Annotated in this window: 15 protein-coding genes; 6 read left to right on the top strand and 9 right to left on the bottom strand. The window is 72.9% G+C overall.

Annotated elements, in window-relative coordinates:
* Nucleotides 1–109 precede the first annotated feature (109 nt).
* The gene (locus tag MY520_RS05280) at nt 110–1,111 is read left to right on the top strand and encodes a DUF3500 domain-containing protein (RefSeq protein ID WP_436690801.1); all 1,002 of its coding nucleotides are present in this window, start codon (nt 110–112) and stop codon (nt 1,109–1,111) included.
* 56 nt (nt 1,112–1,167) lie between these two features.
* On the opposite strand, the gene MY520_RS05275 is transcribed toward MY520_RS05280, so the two are convergent.
* Nucleotides 1,168–1,953 carry a TIM barrel protein gene (locus tag MY520_RS05275; protein ID WP_436690799.1) on the bottom strand — a complete coding sequence of 262 codons (786 nt, stop codon included), beginning with the start codon at nt 1,951–1,953 and terminating at the stop codon, nt 1,168–1,170.
* Entirely contained in the window at nt 1,950–2,969 is a 1,020-nt protein-coding gene (locus MY520_RS05270) for a Gfo/Idh/MocA family oxidoreductase (protein ID WP_436690797.1), read from the bottom strand. Before MY520_RS05270 ends, MY520_RS05275 begins: the two co-directional genes overlap by 4 nt.
* Nucleotides 2,970–3,081: 112 nt before the next feature.
* Here MY520_RS05270 and MY520_RS05265 point away from each other — a divergent pair, with 112 nt between their 5' ends.
* Entirely contained in the window at nt 3,082–4,083 is a 1,002-nt protein-coding gene (locus MY520_RS05265; RefSeq protein ID WP_436690795.1) for a LacI family DNA-binding transcriptional regulator, read from the top strand.
* Between the two features lie 16 nt (nt 4,084–4,099).
* Here MY520_RS05265 and MY520_RS05260 read toward each other — a convergent pair whose 3' ends face one another.
* Together MY520_RS05260 and MY520_RS05255 are read right to left on the bottom strand one after the other, a co-directional pair.
* Complete coding sequence (locus MY520_RS05260; RefSeq protein WP_436690793.1) at nt 4,100–6,355, bottom strand: cytochrome P450; 2,256 nt, start codon at nt 6,353–6,355, stop codon at nt 4,100–4,102.
* 114 nt (nt 6,356–6,469) lie between these two features.
* Nucleotides 6,470–7,459, bottom strand: coding sequence for a LacI family DNA-binding transcriptional regulator (locus tag MY520_RS05255; protein WP_436690791.1), 990 nt, complete (start codon nt 7,457–7,459; stop codon nt 6,470–6,472).
* 247 nt (nt 7,460–7,706) lie between these two features.
* Between MY520_RS05255 and MY520_RS05250 the strand changes: the two genes are divergently transcribed.
* The gene (locus MY520_RS05250; RefSeq protein WP_436690789.1) at nt 7,707–8,684 is read left to right on the top strand and encodes a substrate-binding domain-containing protein; all 978 of its coding nucleotides are present in this window, start codon (nt 7,707–7,709) and stop codon (nt 8,682–8,684) included.
* Between the two features lie 108 nt (nt 8,685–8,792).
* The gene (locus MY520_RS05245) at nt 8,793–11,072 is read left to right on the top strand and encodes a cytochrome P450/oxidoreductase (protein ID WP_436690787.1); all 2,280 of its coding nucleotides are present in this window, start codon (nt 8,793–8,795) and stop codon (nt 11,070–11,072) included.
* Nucleotides 11,073–11,082: 10 nt separating this feature from the next.
* On the opposite strand, the gene MY520_RS05240 is transcribed toward MY520_RS05245, so the two are convergent.
* Nucleotides 11,083–12,063: a LacI family DNA-binding transcriptional regulator gene (locus MY520_RS05240; RefSeq protein ID WP_436690910.1), complete on the bottom strand. Its 981-nt coding sequence runs from the start codon at nt 12,061–12,063 to the stop codon at nt 11,083–11,085.
* Nucleotides 12,064–12,251: 188 nt separating this feature from the next.
* Here MY520_RS05240 and MY520_RS05235 point away from each other — a divergent pair, with 188 nt between their 5' ends.
* Nucleotides 12,252–13,484: a Gfo/Idh/MocA family protein gene (locus tag MY520_RS05235; protein ID WP_436690785.1), complete on the top strand. Its 1,233-nt coding sequence runs from the start codon at nt 12,252–12,254 to the stop codon at nt 13,482–13,484.
* A 26-nt stretch (nt 13,485–13,510) separates the two neighbouring features.
* On the top strand, nt 13,511–14,509 hold the full coding sequence (locus MY520_RS05230) for a sugar phosphate isomerase/epimerase family protein (RefSeq protein ID WP_436690783.1): 999 nt from the start codon (nt 13,511–13,513) through the stop codon (nt 14,507–14,509).
* 75 nt (nt 14,510–14,584) lie between these two features.
* Here the strand turns inward: MY520_RS05230 and MY520_RS05225 are convergent, their stop codons facing one another.
* From MY520_RS05225 to MY520_RS05210, 4 genes are all read right to left on the bottom strand, one after another.
* On the bottom strand, nt 14,585–15,400 hold the full coding sequence (locus MY520_RS05225) for an ATP-binding cassette domain-containing protein (RefSeq protein WP_436690781.1): 816 nt from the start codon (nt 15,398–15,400) through the stop codon (nt 14,585–14,587).
* Nucleotides 15,401–15,404: 4 nt separating this feature from the next.
* Nucleotides 15,405–16,466 carry an ABC transporter permease gene (locus tag MY520_RS05220; RefSeq protein WP_436690779.1) on the bottom strand — a complete coding sequence of 354 codons (1,062 nt, stop codon included), beginning with the start codon at nt 16,464–16,466 and terminating at the stop codon, nt 15,405–15,407.
* Nucleotides 16,467–16,534: 68 nt separating this feature from the next.
* Nucleotides 16,535–17,509 carry a substrate-binding domain-containing protein gene (locus MY520_RS05215; RefSeq protein WP_436690777.1) on the bottom strand — a complete coding sequence of 325 codons (975 nt, stop codon included), beginning with the start codon at nt 17,507–17,509 and terminating at the stop codon, nt 16,535–16,537.
* Between the two features lie 196 nt (nt 17,510–17,705).
* Nucleotides 17,706–18,770, bottom strand: coding sequence for a Gfo/Idh/MocA family oxidoreductase (locus MY520_RS05210; protein ID WP_436690775.1), 1,065 nt, complete (start codon nt 18,768–18,770; stop codon nt 17,706–17,708).
* Nucleotides 18,771–18,863: the final 93 nt, after the last annotated feature.

The raw sequence follows: 18,863 nt of genomic DNA, 5'->3' as shown, positions 1-18,863 counted from the left end.
CGCCGGCGAGACATGTCTCCGCCGGCGCCGGTCGCCCCGCTAGCGTTCGGGTCGCCATCGGGAGAGAGGGAGACCGCTGAACCCCGATCCTGGATCGCCGGACGCGGTCGTGGCCGCTGAGATGGCGGCGGCGGCGACGGCCTGGCTGGCCTCGCTCGACCCGGAGCAACGCCGGCTGGCGCAGCGACCCGGGCCGGCGGACGGGCCGGAGGCCGAGGCCGACCGGCTGCGCTTCGACTACGTCCCCACCGACCACGGTGGTCTGCCGCTGGGCCTCCAACGGCCGGCCCAGCAGTCCCTTGCGCTGGGACTGGTCGCCTCGGGGCTCTCGACCGCCGGCTACGTGACCGTGTGCGGCGTCATCGGCCTGGAGAACGTGCTCGACAACACCGAGGGCCTGCGGTCCTCAGCGGGCCGGGAGCGCTTCCGTGACCCGGGCCTCTACTACCTGCGGGTGTTCGGCGAGCCGGGCGGACCGGGCCCGTGGGCCTGGCGGTTCGGCGGCCACCACGTGTCCCTCAACAACCTCGTCGTCGACGGCCGGCTCCGTGCGATGACGCCCTGCTTCATCGGGACCAACCCGGCCGCGGCTCCGCTGCTCGGCGCCGGGACCCTGCGGCTGCTCGGCGCGACCGAGGACCTCGCGCGGGACCTGGTGCGGTCGCTGTCTCCCGGCCTGCGGGCCCGGGCGGTGCTGGCCGACACGGCCCCCGGGGACATCGTCAGCGGCAGCCGCCCGCGGCTCCCCGCGGCCGACGTGCTTCAGGACGACAGGCAGCTGCCGCTGACGGCGCATCCGCTGGGACTCCCGGGGCGGGAGCTGGACGACGGCCAGCGCCGACTCCTGGAGGCGCTGCTGGCGGCGTACCAGGGCCGGGTGCCGGACGGCCTGGTCCGGCCGGTGGACCTCGACACCGTGCACCTGGCGTGGGCCGGCTCCACCGAGCCCGGCCTGCCGCACTACTACCGGCTGCAGGGCCCGCGCCTGCTCGTCGAGTGGGACAACACCCAGGACGGGGCCAACCACGCGCACTCGGTGTGGCGGGACCCGGAGGCCGACTTCGGCCTGGACGCCCTCGCCGACCACCGGGTACGGCACCACGGCGGTTGACCGGGTGGCGCCGGAGTGCTCTCCCGGCGCCACCCGGCCGACGGCCCGGGGGGGGGTCAGCGAGCGGGCGGAAAGGCGGCGCGGAACCGGTCGAGGGCCACGGCCGGGTCGCCGGACGCCCAGCCCTCCAGGGCGACGACCCCGGTGTAGCCGAGCCGGTCGAGGGCGGCGGCGATCGCCGGATGGTGGATCTCCCCCGTGCCCGGCTCGCAGCGGCCGGGGACGTCGGCCACCTGGATCTCGCCCACCAGCGGCAGCGCCCGCTCCACGAGCTCGACGAGGTTCCCCTCGCCGATCTGCGCGTGGTAGAGGTCGAGGTTGAGCCGCAGGTGCGGGCTGCCCACGGCCTCCACCAGCGCGATCGTGTCGGCGGCGCGGGCGAAGGGCGTGCCGGGGTGGTCGACGGCGGTGTTGAGGTTCTCCAGCGTGAAGACCCGCCCGGCCCGCTCTCCCAGCGCGGCCAGCCGCTCCAGCGTGCGCGCGGCGGTCAGCCACATCGCCGGGGTCACGACCTCGCTCGCCACCACCGGCAGCCCCCGGCCGTCCAGGCCCGTCCCGTGCACGTTGAGCCGCGGGCAGTCCAGCCGCTCGGCGACGGCCAGCGACTGCTCGGCGGTCTTCAGGAGCTCCTCGGCGCCGTCGGGGTCGGCGAGCGTGCCGGTGACGTACCCGGTCATCGAGGAGAAGGTCGCGCCGGTGGCGATCAGCTCGTCGACGTCCTTGACCGTCCAGTCCCAGATCTCGACCTCGAAGCCGGCGTCCGCGATGCGCCGCACGCGCTCGGCGAACGGCAGGTCGAGGAAGAGCATCTCGGCCGAGGCCGCCAAGCGGTACGCCGTCACTTCTCCACCTCGGCGAGGCGCACCGGGCGGGCGGCGCGCACCGACTCCGCCGCGGCCAGCGCGATGGCCAGCGCCGCGCGGGCGTCCTCGCCGGTCACGGGGGCCGGGGACCCCGTGCGGACGGCGTCCACGAACGCGGCCAGCTCGCCGGTGTAGCCCTCGGGGAAGAGCTCCTGGTCGCTGCGCACGGTCTCGGCATGCCGGCCTGCGGAGCCCGAGAACACCATCCCGGTCCGGCGGCCGTCGCCCATGGTGGCCATGCCGCCGGAGCCCAGCACCTCGCCGCGGACGTCGTAGCCGTAGGCGGCCTCGAAGCACGCCTCGGCGACCGCCATGGCGCCGTTGTCGAAGCGGATCTGGACGACGGCGGTGTCCATCAGCCCGCGGTCCCGCCACTCCGGCTCGACCAGCGCGTCGGCGGTGGCGTACACCTCGACGGCCTCCGCGCCGGGGTTGAGGAAGCGCAGCGTGTCGAAGTCGTGGATGAGCGTCTCGAGGAAGATCGTGTCCGGCAGGACGCGGGAGGGGTCGAAGCCGCCCGGGTCGCGGGTCAGCGAGCGCAGCTGGCGCGGGGTGCCGAGCGTGCCGGCGTCGAGCAGCGCGCGGGCGGCCCGCCAGTCCGCGGCGAACCGGCGGTTGAACCCGACCTGGAGGACGACGCCCGCGGCGCGGGCGGCGTCGATCGCCCGGTCGGCGTCCGGCAGCGTGACGGCCATCGGCTTCTCGCAGAACACGTGCTTACCCGCGCCCGCGGCGGTCACCACCAGGTCGGCGTGCGACCGCGCCGGTGCGGCGATGACGACCGCGTCGACCTCGGGGTCCGCCCAGAGCTGCGCGAGGTCGGTGTACGCCCGGCCGGCGCCCAGCTGCCCGGTCAGCCGTTCAGCCGCTCCGGGAGCCGGGTCCGCGACGGCGACCAGCCGCGCCTGCGGCAGGCGCAGCGCCACCGTCTGCGCGTGGAAGGCGCCCATCCGCCCCGACCCGATCAGGGCCACACCCACCGTCTCGCTCGCCATCCCGACTCCCCTTCTAGAACGTTCTAGGCCGCTCTCAGCGTGACGCCCGCCACGCTCCCCGTCAAGGGGACGGGCCTAGAACGTTCTAGGGGATCGGCGCTACGCTGACCGCGTGACACCCGGAGGCCCCGACCGGAGGCCGACGCTCGCCGACGTCGCGGCCCGCGCCGGCGTCTCCACCGCGCTGGTCTCGATCGTCATGCGGGGCGTGCCCGGTGCCAGCGCCGCAACCCGCGAGCGGGTCCGGCGCGCGGCCGACGAGATCGGCTACTCGCCCGACGCCCGCGCCCGCCTGCTCCGCAGTTCCCGCAGCCGCCTCGTGGGCGTCGTGTTCGGGGTGCAGCACGCCTTCCACGGCGACCTGCTGACCGGGCTGTACGACGCGGCCGAGAAGGCCGGGTACGAGCTGGCGCTCAGCGCCGTCACACCGGGACGGGACGAGCGCCGGGCGGTGGACAGCCTGCTCCGCGACCGCTGCGAGGCACTGGTGCTGCTCGGCCCCCAGTCCCCCACGGCCACGCTCGCCGACCTGGCGGCCCGCCTGCCGGTGGTGGTCGTCGCCCGCTCCGTCCGGTCCACCGCGGTCGACGTCGTCCGGACCGCCGACGACGAGGGGCTGCACCTGGCGGTCGACCACCTGGTGGAGCTCGGCCACCGCGAGGTCGTGCACGTCGACGGCGGCCGGGCGCCGGGGGCCGCCGAACGGCGCCGGGGATACCACGAGGCGGTGCGCCGGCACGGCCTCGCGGCTCGCGTCGTGCCCGGCGGGCTCACCGAGGACGACGGCGCCGCCGCGGCCCGGGAGCTCCTCGGCGGACCGCTGCCCGGCGCCGTGACGGTGTTCAACGACCGCTGCGCGCTGGGGCTGCTCGACGTCCTCCGCCGCGCCGGCCGCGCCGTTCCCGGGGACGTGAGCGTCGTCGGCTACGACGACAGCCGGATCGCCCGGCTCTCCTCGGTCGACCTCACCTCCGTCGCCCAGGACGTCGGGCAGCTGAGCACCCTCGCCGTGCAGCGCGCCATCGGCCGGCTGGACGGGGCGGCCGTCGAGCAGCGTGAGCTCGTGGTCCCACCGCGGCTCGTCGTCCGGAGCACCACCGCCCCGCCCCGCTGAGGGAGGGCGGGGCCGCCTACAGGTCGAGGACCAGCCGCGGCGTCGTCGAGCGGGAGACGCAGATCATCATGCAGTCGTTGGCTCCCCGCTCCTCGCTGCTGAGCACCGAGTCGCGGTGGTCGGGCACACCCTCGAGGACGCCGGTCTCGCACGTGCCGCAGGTGCCCTCGGCGCACGAGGAGAGGACGCCCACGCCGGCCGCCTCCACGACCTCGAGGATGGAGCGCTCCGGGGGCACGGGCAGGGTGAGCTCACTCTGCGCGAGGACGACCTCGAAGGTGTCCGACCGCACCGGCTCGGTCAGCGGCTTGGCGGCGAACCGCTCGACGTGCAGCGCCCCCGCGGGCCACGCGGCACAGCGTGCCTCGACCGCCGCCAGCAACGGCTCCGGGCCGCAGCAGTACACCCTCGTGTCGGGACGCGGCTCGCCCAGCAGCCCGTCGAGGTCGAGCATCCCGACCTCGTCCTGCGGGTGGACGGTCACCCGGTCGCCGTGGCGCGCCAGCTCGTCGAGGAAGGCCATGGAGGCCCGGCGCCGGCCGCCGTAGGCCAGCTCCCAGTCGGCACCGGCGGCCTCCGCGGCCCGGATCATCGGCAGGATCGGCGTGATCCCGATGCCGCCGGCGATGAACAGGTACCGGGGCGAGTCGACCAGCGGGAAGTTGTTGCGGGGGCCGCGCACCCGGACGGTGTCGCCCTCCTGCAGGCGGTCGTGCACGAACAGGGAGCTTCCGCGGCCGTCCGGGTCGCGCAGGATCCCGAGGCGGTACGCGGAGTGGTCGGCGGGGTCGCCGCACAGCGAGTACTGCCGGGTGGGTGCCCCGTCGAGGACGAGGTCGACGTGCGCCCCGGGCTCCCAGCGCGGCAACGGGGCGCCGCCGACCTCCCGCAGCGTCAGGGTGACGACCCCGTCGGCGGCCGGGCGCTTGGCGACCACCCGGGCCTCGGCCTCGAACTCGGAGGTGGCGAGGGTGACGCTGGTCGTCCGGTGGTGCACCTCCTCGACGTGCGGACGACGTCCGGCGGCGGCCCGGGACGACCCGAAGGTCACCGGCAGGTTCTTCCAGACGTACATGTTCGGCGAGCTCGGGTAGAAGCCGGGCGGACCGGCGAGCTCGTAGTCGCCCAGGACCGGGAGCGCCTCCTCCAGCGCGATCCGCGCCTCCAGGCGGGCCAGCGGCGCACCCAGGCAGCCGTGCACACCCTCGCCGAAGCCCAGGTGGCGACCGCGGGGCCGGGTGACGTCGAACCGGTCGGGGTCGGGGAACTGGCGCTCGTCGCGGTTGGCCGCGCCGGGGATGAGGACGACGCGGCCGCCGGCCGGGATGGTGACCCCGTGCAGGGTGACCTCGCGCGACGTCGTCCGGGCGGTGAGCTGCAGCGGGGTGATGAGGCGCATCGCCTCCTCGATCGCATTCGGGATGAGCGACGGGTCCTTCCGGAGCAGCTCCCGCTGGTCGGGGTTCTCGGCGAGCAGCTTGAACAGCGTGCCGGTGAGCCCCGCGGTCGACTCCACGCCGCCCAGGAAGAGGATCATCATGAGGCCGCTGACCTCGGAGTCCGGCGTGACCCGGTCCTCCACGAACGGCACGCCGTCGATGTCGGCCTGCACGAACTTCGTGACGACGTCGTCGCGCGCGGACCGGCGGCGGTCGTCGAGCAGGTCGATGAAGTACTGCTGGACACCGGCGGTGGCCGCCCGCGCGACCGGGGTGAGGTGCGGCGTGCCGGGCACCCGGTCCTTCAGCTCGTGCGTCCAGTGCTCCAGCTGGTCGCGCCGCGCCCGCTCCACGGGGTCCTTCTCGTGCCGGCTCGGCAGGCCCATCAGGTGGAAGAACACGTCGAAGGGCATCGGCCAGGCGAGCTCCTGGGCCAGGTCCACCGCGCCGCGGTCCCGCCAGGAGGCGACCAGCTCGCGCACCACCGCGCGGATGCCGTCCTCGAGCCCGGCGATCCGGCGCGGCAGGAAGTACGGCTGCACCACCGAGCGCACCTGGTCGTGCCGGGGGTTGTCCATGCTGCCGATGGACCCCGGCGGCACCTGCTCCAGGCGGCTGTCGTCGATGTCCATGCCCTCGTAGCTGAGGAACGTCTCCGCGTCGAGCGCGGCGGCGCGCACGTCCTCGAAGCGGGTCAGGGCGTACCACCCCCACCGCTCGCTCCAGTACACGGGCGCCTCGTCCCGCATGCGCCGGTACACCGCGAACGGGTCGGACGTGTAGAAGTCGGGGGCGAACGGGTTGTAGTCGATGGCGGTGGCAGTGCTGGCCATGGCGGTCTCCGCGGGCGCGTGGGCGGCGAGGGGGGGCGTCGATCGACGCGTCGCGCGTTTAAAGCGCTTCAAGACCCAGCGTGACCGGTGACCGGCGTCACTGTCAACGGTTTGTCAGGACGAAGTCGGCCGATGCCGGCCCACCGCGCCGGTGGAGCTGCGGATGACCAGTCGGGGCGAGAGGACCAGGTCCCGCTCGGCGATCGGGTCCGCTGCGAGTCGCGCCGCGCAGCGGTCGACAGCCAGCCGGGCCATCTCCGCGGCGTCCTGCCGGACGGTCGTGAGGTCCAGGTGCGGCAGGCGGGACAGCGAACTGTCGTCCCACCCCACGATCGAGACGGCCCCGGGCACCGGGACGCCAGCCTGGAACAGCGTCTGGTGCAGGCCGGTCGCGACGTCGTCGTTGTAGGCGATCACCGCGCTCGGCAGCGACTCCTGCGCGAGCAGGGACCGCGCGGCCGTGACGCCGTCCTCCTGGTTGATGCCACCGCCGACGACGCGCACGTACCGGTCGAGGCCGTGCCGACGCATGGCGGCGCGGTAGGCGCGGCGCCGACTGGTCGACACCGAGCCCGGCCCGCCGTCGACGTGCAGGATGCGCTGGTGCCCCAGCTGGGTCAGGTGGTCGACCGCCAGGAGCATCCCCTCCGCGTCGGAGGTCCGGATCACGTCCACGGACGGGTCGTCCACCCCCCACCCGATCACGACGACGGGCAGCCGACCGGCGAGCACGGGGGCGCCGATCTCCGACGCGACCAGGACGACCGCCTCGCACCGGAAGTCGAGCAGGGTCTCCACGGCCCGGCGCTCGTCCCGACTCGGGGTCAGGGCGCTGAGGATGAGCTCGTAGCCGGCCGCGCCCGCGGCCACGTAGAGCCCGTCCAGCAGCTCGAGGTGGAAGCGGCCGGACATGCCGAAGACCACGCCGAGCAGTCGCGACTGCCCGCTCGCGAGGAGTCGCGCCCGCGCGTCGGGTCGATAGCCGATGTTCGCAGCCGCCTCCTGCACCCGTCGGCGCGTCTCGTCGCTGGCACCGGCCACGCCCCGCATCACGATGGAGACCAGGGCACGGGACACGCCGGCGTGCGCGGCGACGTCCTCCAAGGTGGGCCGTCTCCCCGCTCGCCTGTCGCTGCCGTCGCTCACGCCAACTCCCCACTGTCAGGATGTAAGAACAAACTCTTGACCCAGCCGTGTGCCTGCCGTCACACTTCCACACGCTAGAGCGCTCTAGCACAGGCTTGGTCCCGTGGCCGTCTTGCCGCCGTCCATCGGGCGAGGAGCGCAGCGAGACGCCATCCACCACGGCCGGGACCGCTCGACGAACCCCCGGCGCTACGAGAGGACAACGATGTTCGGTTCCCGGAAACAGCGTGCGGCCGCGGGCATCGCGACCGCCTTCGTGCTGACCACCGCCGCGTGCAGCAGCAGCGGCGGCGCGCAGGAGCAGGGCGCCACCGCCGACACGCCACGGATCACCATCGCGATGATCAGTCACGCACCCGAGGGTGACGCCTTCTTCGACGTCATCATCAAGGGGGCGGAGGAGGCGGCCGCGAAGGACAACGTGGAGTTCCAGTACTCCAGCTCCGGTTCGGTCCCCGAGCAGTCCACGCTGATCCAGAACGCGATCGACAGCGAGGTCGACGGCATCGCGGTGAGCATGCCCGATCCCGCCGCGTTGTCGCCGGTCGTCCAGAAGGCGGTGGACGCGGGCATCCCCGTCGTCGTCTTCAACGCCGGTGACCGGGACTGGCAGGCGACGGGGGCGCTCGCCTTCTACGGCGAGCCCGAGGTCCTCGCCGGCGAGTTCGCCGGGACCGAGCTGAACGAGCGCGGTGCGACCCACGCCCTGTGCGTGCTCCAGGCCCAGGGACAGATCCAGCTGGAGGACCGCTGCGCGGGCCTCGACGCGACGTTCAACGGGACCGTCGAGAAGCTCTACGCACAGGGCACCGATCTCCCGCAGTACGTCTCCACGGTCTCGGCCAAGCTGCAGCAGGACCCCACCATCGACGCCGTCGTCACGCTCGGCCCCCAGCTCGGCGTCGCGGTGTCCCAGAACGTCCAGGAGACGGGCAGCGACGTCGACGTGGTGACCTACGCCTTCAACAGCGACCTGATCCCGCTGCTCGAGGACGGCAGCGTCGCCTTCACCATCGACCAGCAGCCGTACCTCCAGGGTTACCTCTCGGTCGACACGCTGTGGCTGTACCACCGGAACCAGAGCGTCATCGGCGCTCAGCAGCCGGTGCCGACGGGGCCGGTCGTCATCGACCAGTCGAACATCGGCGAGATCGCCGAGGACATCGAGTCCGGACTGCGCTGACCCCCGGTGGCCTGTGGGCGCTCCCCCGGGGCGCCCACAGGCCGCGCCGCTCCCCCGTTCCCGATCCACCGCCACCGACCGGCGGAACCGACGAAGCCGAGGCCGCTCATGACGCTCACCCGCGAGTCCCTTCCGCCGTCCGCGACCACCCCGGGCACCCCTGCGGTGTACTACGACCCGCTGTCGTACCCGGTGTACGAGCACCCCTACGACCTCTACCGGCAGCTCCGGGACCACGCGCCGGTGTACTACAACGAGCGCCGGGACCTGTACGTCGTCTCCCGCTACGAGGACGTCTCCGCCTGCCTCAAGGACCACGAGCACCTCGTCAACGCCCTGGGCAACGACATCGACGGCACCCACGACTCCTACGGCACCGGGATGCTGGTCTGTTACGACCAGCCGCGGCACACCGTCCTGCGGGAGGCGATTCGGCGCTCGTTCGGTGCCCGGGAGATCCTGGCCATGCAGGAGGGCATCCGCGAGGAGTCCCGCCGACTGCTCGGCCTGATGCGCGAGCAGGGCCGCGGCGACTTCGTCCACGACGTCGCCCTGCCCCTGGTCTTCAACGTGGCGCTCCGGCTGGCCGGGGCCCCGCTGTCGGACACCCAGTACTTCATCGAGCACCTGTGGCGGGCCATGGCGCGCACCGTCGGCAAGTTCGGCATCCCCGACGACGCCGCGGCCGCCAACCGGGAGTCCGAGGAACACCTCGCCCAGATCGTCGAGCGCCGTCGCGCGGAGCTCGCGGCCGGCATCGATGCATCGGCTCCCGACGCGATCACGCAGATCCTCCAGAGCGTCGACAAGGGCAAGGTCGCCACGGCCGAGGTGGTCGGTCTCGCGCACCTGGTCCTCTCGGCCGCCACCGACGCGCCGGCCGCGCTGCTGTCGAACTGCATCGCCGTACTGGACCGGTACCCGGTCCTGCAGCGGCACCTGGCCGAGCACCCCGGGAAGATCAGGAACTTCGTCGAGGAGGTGCTGCGCTACGACAGCCCCGCGCAGAACCTGTCCCGGCAGACGACGACCGAGGTCACCGTCGCCGGCGTGACCATCCCGGCCGACTCGCGCGTCATGGTGCTCATGGCGTCGGCCAACCGCGACGAGCGGGTCTTCGACGCCCCCGACACCTTCGACGTCGACCGGGTCTTCACCGCGGAGAACAAGATCCTCACGTTCGGCGAGGGCATCCACTCCTGCATGGGTGCACCGCTGGCCCGGCTCACGGCCCAGGTCATGCTCGAGACGCTCCTCGACGGCGGCGAGTTCCGGGTCGTGGGCATGCCCGAGCGGTGGGTCAAGCAGATGGTCCGCGGCTTCGCCCGGCTGCCGATCGAGTACGTGTCCTCGTCGCCGGTGCCGGAGCGGACGCGGGCGTGGGCCGCCCAGCCCCACCTGGAGGCCGTGCAGCACCGGAGCACCACGCTGACCCTCGCCGCCCGCGAGTTCGAGACCGATGTCCGGGTCGACGCCAAGGAGATCGTCGCCGACGGCGTGGTCGCCCTGACCCTGCGCGAGGTCGACGGCAACCCGCTGCCACGGTGGGAACCGGGCTCGCACGTCGACCTCGTGATCCCGGGCGTGCACACCCGGCAGTACTCGCTGTGCGGCGATCCCGGGGACCGCCACGCCTGGCGCCTCGGCATCCTGCGCGACCCCGTGGGGAGCGGCGCGTCCCTCCACGTGCACGACCGGCTCGAGGCCGGCGACGTCGTCCGTGTCCGGGGACCGCGCAACAACTTCCCGCTGGTCGACTCACCGCGCTACCTGTTCATCGCCGGGGGCATCGGCATCACGCCGATCCTGCCGATGATCGCAGCCGCCGAAGCGGCCGGCGCCGAGTGGGAGCTGGTCTACGGCGGTCGGCAACGTGCCTCGATGGCCTTCGTGGACGAGCTCGCCGCGTACGGCACCCGGGTCTCCGTCCGCCCCCAGGACGAGACGGGACTGCTGGATCTGGACGGCCTCCTCGGTCGTCCGCGACCCGACACGAAGGTCTACTGCTGCGGACCCGAGCCCCTCCTGGCCGCGGTCGAACAGCGGTGCACGGGCTGGCCGAAGGGGTCCCTCCACGTCGAACGCTTCACCGCCCGGCCGCTCGGCGAGCCAGTGCTCCACGAGTCCTTCGAGGTCCATCTTGCGCAGAGCGGGCTCACGCTGACCGTCCCGCCGGACCGGTCCGTCCTGTCCGTCGTCGAGGACGCCGGCGTCGGGGTCCTCTCCTCCTGCGCCGAAGGGACCTGCGGCACCTGCGAGACGCCCGTGCTGGACGGCGTCCCCGACCACCGCGACTCCGTGCTCGACGAGGAGGCCCGGGAGGCCAACGACTGCATGATGATCTGCGTCTCGCGGGCCTGCACCGCCCGCCTGGTGCTCGATCTCTGAGAAGGGCCCCTCAGGACCCGGGCGCCGTCCCGGTCGAGGCGCGGACGACGAGGTGCGGAGGAAGCACGATCTCCCGTGGCTCGTCGCGCCCGTTGCGGCGCTCCATGATCGCCGCGACCGCGTGCCGAGCCTGCTGCCCTGCGTCCTGGCTGACGGTGGTCAGCTCGATGTGGGCCCAGCGGGACTGCGGGCTGTCGTCGAAGCCGACGACCGACACCTCGTCCGGCACGCCGATGCCCGCACGGGTCAGCACGTCCATGAGGCCGATAGCACTCCGATCGTTGAAGGTCACGAAGGCGGTGGGCAGCGCGTGCTCGCGCAGCAGCGAGGAGGCTGCGGCCATCCCGGCCGCCTCGGTGTGGTCCCCGGGCAGGACTCTCGCGTGCGCCGCCAGTCCCAGCCGACCCATGGCCGTGCGATAGCCACGTCGCCGGTCGGTCGCGATGGTCCCGCGCCCGCCGTCGACGTAGGCGATGTCCCGGTGACCCAGGTCTGCCAGGTGGGCCACCGCCTGGGCGACTCCGTCGGCGTCCGCCGTCCGCACGACGTCGGCCACCGCCGACGGGATGCGCCGGCCGACGACGACGACGGGCATCGCGGACCCCAGCTGCGCCAACCGGTGCGGCGGAGACTCGGGGCCCAGGAGGACGACCGCCTCGCACCGGAAGTCCACCAGCGTCTCGATGGCGCGGGCCTCGTCCCGGGCCGGGGTCACCGTGCTCAGGACCAGGTCGAAGCCCGCCTCCTGAGCTGCCGCGTCGAGCTCGTCGACCAGTTCGGCGTGGAAGGAGCTGTGCACGTCGACGAGCACGCCGAGCAGCCCGCTCCGACGGCGGGCCAGCGAGCTGGCTCCGCGGTCGGGCCGGTACCCCAGGCGGCTCGCCGCGTCGAGGACCCGCTCGCGCGTGGCCTCGCTGGGGCCGGGCGCCCCGCGCAGCACGAGGGACGCCGTCGCCGCCGAGACACCGGCCTCGTCGGCGACGTCCTGCAGCCGCGGCCGCCGCGTCGACTCCTGCTCGGCCAGGACCCACCCCGCTCTCTTGACACCACCACGCCCGGCTGGTGCGATCGGCGTTCCGATTAAAGCGCTTTAAGCACCTCGAGGCCACCGCCGTCGCTCCGGCGAGCGTGCCGGTCCGGCGAGGCCGCCGTGCCCCGTCCACGCGAGAGGGGACCGCGATGTCGCAGCAGCCACTGTCCGTGGCCGTGATCGGCGCCGGGATGGCCGGGCGCAGCCACGCCGCCGGCTACCGCCAGGTGAACACCGTCTTCGGCGAGGGCCTGCCGCCCGTGCGGCTGGCCGCGATCGCCGACGCCAACGAGCCGCTGGCCCGGGACGGAGCCCGCCGGTACGGGTTCGAGAAGGCGGTGTCCAGCTGGCAGGAGGTCGTCGCGGACCCCTCGATCGACGCGGTCAGCATCGTCGTCGGCAACGCGCTGCACCGGCCGATCGCCGAGGCGGCCGTCGCCGCCGGAAAGCACGTGCTGTGCGAGAAGCCGCTGGCCGGCTCGATGGCGGACGGGCAGGCCATGGCCGCCCTCGAGGCCGGGGCCGACGTCGTCACCGCGGTCGGCTACACCTACCGCCGGTCGCCGGCGATCGCGGCGATCCGCGACCACGTGCGCAACGGGGAGCTCGGGGAGCTGTCGCTCTTCTCCGGCCGGTACTGGTGCGACTACGCCTGCGACCCCCGGAGTCCGCTGACCTGGCGCTTCCGCGGAGAGCCCGGGTCGGGCGCGCTGGGCGACATCGGCGCGCACGTGATCGACGCCGCGGAGCAGCTCTGCGGTCCGATCGTCGCGGTGTCCGGCGGCGCGCTGTCGACGCTGATCACCAAGCGCCCGCTGCCCCTCGGCGCCGTCGTCGGGCACGGCACCGCGCCGGTCGGCGACGAGGTCGGGGAGGTCGAGAACGAGGACACCGCCGTGTTCACGGCGCGGTTCGAGTCCGGCCTGTGCGGGTCGTTCTCCGTGTCCCGCACCGCGTTCGGCATGCCGAACGGCCTGGGGTTCGACGTCCACGGCCTGGACGGCCGCGTCGCGTTCGACGTCCACCGGCCCGCTGAGTACCTGTTCGACGACACGCAGCCCGACGCCCGCACCCGGGGTGTCCGCCAGGTGATCGTGGGGCCGCAGATGCCGTACTTCTCCGGCGGCTACCCGATGGAGGCCCCCGGTGTCGGCATCGGGAACCAGGAGACCTTCACGTACCAGTGCCGGGCGTTCCTCGACCAGATCGCCGGGACGCCCGACCCGCTGCCCGCCAACGCCTCGTTCGCCGACGCACTGCACACGATGCAGGTCATCCAGGCGGTCGTCCGGTCGTCCCGGTCCGACGGCGCCTCCGTCCAGGTGACGTCGGTGCGCCCGGACCCGCCCGCCGACCCCGCCGTCCCCGCGCCGCCCGCCTGACCACCACGACCGGAAGGCCGACCACCATGGCTCTCACGCTCGGCGCCTACACCGCCTGCCTGCACGACCGCCCTCTCGAGCAGGCCCTCGACGTGCTGCAGGCCGACGGCCTGACCTCCGTCGAGGTCAACACCGGGGGCTTCATCCCCTCCCCGCACTGCCACGTCGACCTGCTGCTCGCCTCCGAGCGGGCCCGCCGGGACTACCTGCAGACGTTCGCCGCCCGTGGCATGGAGCTGACCGGGCTGAACTGCAACGGCAACCCGCTCAACCCGCTGCCGGGCGTCGGCCCGAAGCACGCCGAGGACCTGCGCCGCACCATCGAGCTCGCCGGCCTGCTCGGGGTGAAGAACATCGTGACCATGTCCGGCACGCCCGGCTCGGACCCCGACGCCAGGTACCCCTCGTGGGTGGTCAACCCGTGGGACGGCGTCTACCTGGACGTCCTCGACTACCAGTGGGACGTCGCCGCCGGGTTCTGGACGGAGATCGACGCCCTCGCCCGCGCCCACGACGTCCGGGTCGCCATCGAGATGCACCCGCACAACCTGGTCTTCTCCCCGGTGACCCTCCGGAGGCTGGTCGAGCTGACCGGCGCCACGAACGTCGGCGCGGAGATGGACCCCTCGCACCTGATGTGGCAGGGCATGGACGTCGTCGCCTGCATCCGGGACCTCGGCCCGCTGGTGTTCCACGCCGCCGCCAAGGACGCGATGATCACGCCCGGGGTCGACGTCCGCGGCGTGCTCGACACATCCTTCACGCGCGTGCCGGCCGACGCCGCCGGCAAGGTCCCCACCGGCTACGGGTACTGGTGCACCGCCTGGCCGGAGAACCCCGCATGGCGCTTCGTGGCCGTCGGGCTCGGCCACGACGTGGACTGGTGGACCGGGTTCCTCCGCGCCCTCGCCGAGGTCGACCCGGACATGGCGGTCAACATCGAGCACGAGGACGCCGCCTTCGACCGCCTGGAGGGCCTCGCCCTCGCCGCGGAGAACCTGCGGGCCGCCGCCGCGAAGCTGTAGGCGCGAAGACCGGCGCACGACGACGGCGCCCGCCCTCCCGCATTCGGGAGGACGGGCGCCGTCGTCGTGCGGCCGTTACCGCTTGAGCTCGTGGGAGAGCTCGGCGAGCTCCTGACCGCCGGCCATCTCGGTGGTGAGCTCCTCCAGCGTGACCTCCGAGCGCTTCTTGTCCAGCACCCGGCGGCCGAGCTTGAGGATGATGAAGTGGTCGCCCACCAGATAGGCGTGGTGCGGGTTGTGGGTGATGAAGACGACGCCGAGACCGGCGTCCCGCGCGGCGGCGGTGTACTTCAGCACCACACCGGACTGCTTGACGCCCAGCGCCGCCGTCGGCTCGTCGAGGATGAGCACCCGCGCACCGAAGTACACGGCCCGGGCGATGGCGACGCACTGCCGCTGGCCACCCGAGAGCGTCCCGATGGGCTGGTTGATGTCCTTGACGACGATGCCCATCTTCTGCAGCTCGGCGTCGGCGACCTCCCGCATGGTCTTGATGTCCAGCGGCGCCATCGGGTACTTGCCCTTGCGGATCTCCGACCCGAGGAAGAAGTTCCGCCACACCTCCATGAGGCCCACGACCGCGAGGTCCTGGTAGACCGTGGCGATCCCGACGTCGAGGGACTCGCGCGGCGAGCCGAAGCGACGCTCCTGGCCGTCGACCTTGAGAACGCCCTCGCTGTGCGGGTGCAGCCCCGAGATGATCTTGATGAGGGTGGACTTCCCGGCGCCGTTGTCCCCCAGCACGCAGGCCACCTCGCCGGCGTTGACCTTCAGGTTGATGCCCTCCAGCGCCCGGATGGCGCCGTAGCTCTTGCCGATGTCCTCCATCTCGACCAGGGGCTCGCCCCTCTGCAGGTCGGGCGCGGCGTGTTCGGCGATCGTGTCCGTCACGTCGTCATCTCCTCTGGGCGGCGTAGTTCTTGATGTAGAGGTTGACCATCACGGCGAGCAGCAGCATCACGCCGAGGAAGGCCCGGAACCAGTTCGGGTCCCAGCCGGCGTAGACGATGCCCTGGGTGGTCATCCCGAAGATGAAGGCGCCGAGCGCCGAGCCGACGGCCGACCCGTAGCCGCCGGTGAGCAGCGCTCCGCCCACGACCGCGGCGATGATGTAGATGAACTCGTTGCCGACGCCGAGCCCGGCCTGCACCGTGCTGAAGTTGAAGAGCAGGTGCATGCCCAGGAACCAGGCCAGGAACGACACGCCCATGAACAGGCCGATCTTGGTCGCGCGGACGGGCACGCCGACCGCGCGGGCGCTGGCCTGGTTGCCGCCGACCGCGGTGATCCAGTTCCCGGTGCGGGTGCGCAGGAGCAGCCAGGTGCCGACGGCCACGAAGACGATCCACCAGAGCACGGTGACCTTGACGGTCATGAACCCGAGCGGGACGTCGGAGGCGAAGACGGCCTTCGCGGCGTCGAACCCGTCCAGCGCGCTGGTGTTGGGCGTGGCGACCGTCCCGGTGACCAGCTTGGTCACGCCGAGGTTGATGCCCTGGAGGATGAAGAACGTACTCAGCGTGATGAGGAAGCTCGGGATCCCCGTTCTCATCACCAGGTAGCCGTTGACGAACCCGATCGCCAGCGCGATCAGCAGGCTGACGATGACGCCGACCCACATGTTCAGGCTGAGCTGGTAGCAGATCATCGCCGACGCGAGCGCCGTCGTGGTCACCGCGACACCGGCGGACAGGTCGAACTCGCCACCGATCATCAGCAGTGCCACGCCGACCGCGACGATGCCGATCGTGGAGGAGGCGTACAGGACCGTCGCCAGCGCCGGGAGCGTCCGGAACGGCGGGGCAACGGCCCAGAAGAAGGCGAAGATCACGATCGCCGCGGCCAGCGCGCCGATCTCGGGCCGGGAGAGGACTCGGGAGATCAGGGAGCGTTCGGCACGCCCCGGCGGGGCGCCCGAGGGGGCGGTGGACGGCTTCGCCGCCACGGATGAGCTCATGGCTTGCTCCAGACTCGGCGGGGTGGGTGGCGGGGGGAGCCGGGACGCCCCGGCTCCCCCGAGCGGGCTTACCGGGTGTTGTTGTTCGCGTACTCCACGATCGGGCCGATGTTGGACGAGTCGACGACCGACGGACCGGTGAGCACGGGGCCGCCACCGCCGATGTCGTTGCCGTTGGTGAGGTTCAGGTACAGCGAGGTCACCGCCATGTAGCCCTGCACGTAGGGCTGCTGGTCGACCGAGAAGAGGATGCCGCCGCTCTCGATCTGCTCGGCGACGTCGGCGTTCAGGTCGAAGGTGATGATGTTGGTCTGGCTGCCGGAGTCGGTCTTGGACTGCTGCGCGGCCAGCGCGATGTCGGCGCCGAGGGCGACGACGTTGGTGATCGACGCGTCCTGCTGCAGCTTGGCCCCGATCGTCTGCTGCACCGCCGGGAGGTCGCGGCCGTTGACGTAGAGGATCTCGGTGTCGGGGTTGGTCTTGGTCACGCCGGCACAGCGGGCCTCGAGCTGGACCTGCCCCTGCTCCTGGATGACGCACACCGTGTGGCCCGGGCTCTCCTGGCTGATCTTCGTCCCCACGGTCTGGCCGGCGAGGTCCTCGTCCGAACCGAAGTACATCCCGATGCCGTAGTTCCGGTAGTCGTTGATGCCGGCGTTGAACGCGACCGTCGGGATCCCCGCGTCGACCGCCTTCTGCACGGTCGGCCCGATCGCGTCGGGGGTCGGCAGGGTCGTCGCGAGACCGTCCACCCCGCTGTCGATGGCGTTCTGGACGAGCGTCGACTGCTCGCCGGCGTCCTGGTTGTTGGAGTAGTTCAGCGTGATGCCGAGGTTCCCGGCAGCCGCCTCGGCCCCGGCCCGGATCTTGTCCCAGAACGTGTCGCCGGGTGCCTCGTGGGTGACCATCGCGATGGTGAGATCCTCACCGCCGCTGGGGGCATCGGAGTTCTGCGCGCCCCCCTCGCTGCTGCACGCGGCCAGAGCCGTGGCGGCGGCGGTCACGGCCACCGCCACCTTCAGCGACCTGCGGCTGGTCCTCATTCGCGTCTCCTGTCGGGTTGGCCACCGGGCTGGTGGCCGCTGGCGTGCTCGGTCCGGGACTCGGGTGGAGCGTCGGCCGGGAGGACCGGGGCCCTGCGGCTTGGTATGTCCGGACATAGTGACATGGGCCAATGTGACACGGCTCACCAAGAGCGTCAAGGGTCCTCCTCGGCGACCGGGCTGCCCAGCGGCTGCGCTACGACGCGCCGGGCAGCGGGCGTCCGGCGCTCCCCCGGGCCGGCTCCTCCGCGGGGGAACCGGCCACGCGCACCGGCCGCCCGGTGCGCAGCGACTCCTGGGCGGCGTCGGCGACGCGGGAGGCGGCGACCGCCTCCTCGGGCGTGCACGGGTTGTCGCGCTCGCCCCGGACGAGCTGCACGAAGGCCTCCGCCTCCGCGCGGTAGGCCGCGGCGAAGCGCTCGGCGAACGTGGCGTGCGGCCGCCCGGCCGGAAAGGTCACGCCGGGCTCGGCCGAGCGCAGCGCGGCGTGCTCGTCCAGCCCCACGACAAGAGTGGCCCGCGAGCCCTGGAGTTCCAGCCGCACGTCGTGTCCGGCGCCGTTGTAGCGGGACGCGGTGACGGTGGCGACGGTCCCGTCGTCGAGCGTGCAGACGGCCACGGCGGTGTCGACGTCCCCGACCTCGCCGATGGCCGGGTCGCCCGTGTTGCTGCCCCGCGCGTAGACCTCCGCGATCCGCCGGCCGGTGATCCAGGCGATCACGTCGAAGTCGTGCACACTGACGTCCCGGAACAGCCCTCCGGACGTCGCCAGGAAGGCCACCGGGGGCGGCGCCGCGTCACAGGTGACCGCACGGATGCTGTGCAGCCAGCCGAGCTCGCCGGCCAGGTGCGCACGCCGGGCCTCGAGGTAGCCGGGGTCGAACCGGCGCTGGTGGCCCATCTGCACCACCCCGCCGGCCGCACGGACGCGGTCCAGCACGGGGAGCGACGTGGCGACGTCCGGCGCCACCGGCTTCTCGCACAGCACGGGGATGCCCGCGTCCACCCCGGCCGCGATCAACGGCGGGTGCGCGGGCGTGGCCGCGGCCACGACGAGCCCGTCGATGCCCGAGGCGATCAGGTCGTCCACGCTCGCGGCGTGGGCGACGCCGAGCTGTTCGGCCACCCGGTGCGCCCGCGCGGAGTCGGCGTCGACCAGCGTCAGCCGCTCGACCTCCGGCAGCGCCGCCAGGGTGTGGGCGTGCATCAGCCCGATGCGCCCCACTCCGACGAGGCCGAGGTGGACGCCTGTGGTCGTCATCGGACGACCCGCGCGACCGGTCCCCAGCGCGCGCCTGCCGGGACTCGCAGCTGTCCTTCGTGGGCCATCCGGCGCTCTCCTGCCGGGCTCGGG

This window comes from Geodermatophilus sp. CPCC 205506 (assembly GCF_051383635.1).
Lineage (GTDB): Bacteria > Actinomycetota > Actinomycetes > Mycobacteriales > Geodermatophilaceae > Geodermatophilus.
The sequence above is the reverse complement of the archived record's forward strand: the minus strand, read 5'-3'. Positions and strand labels throughout refer to the sequence as shown.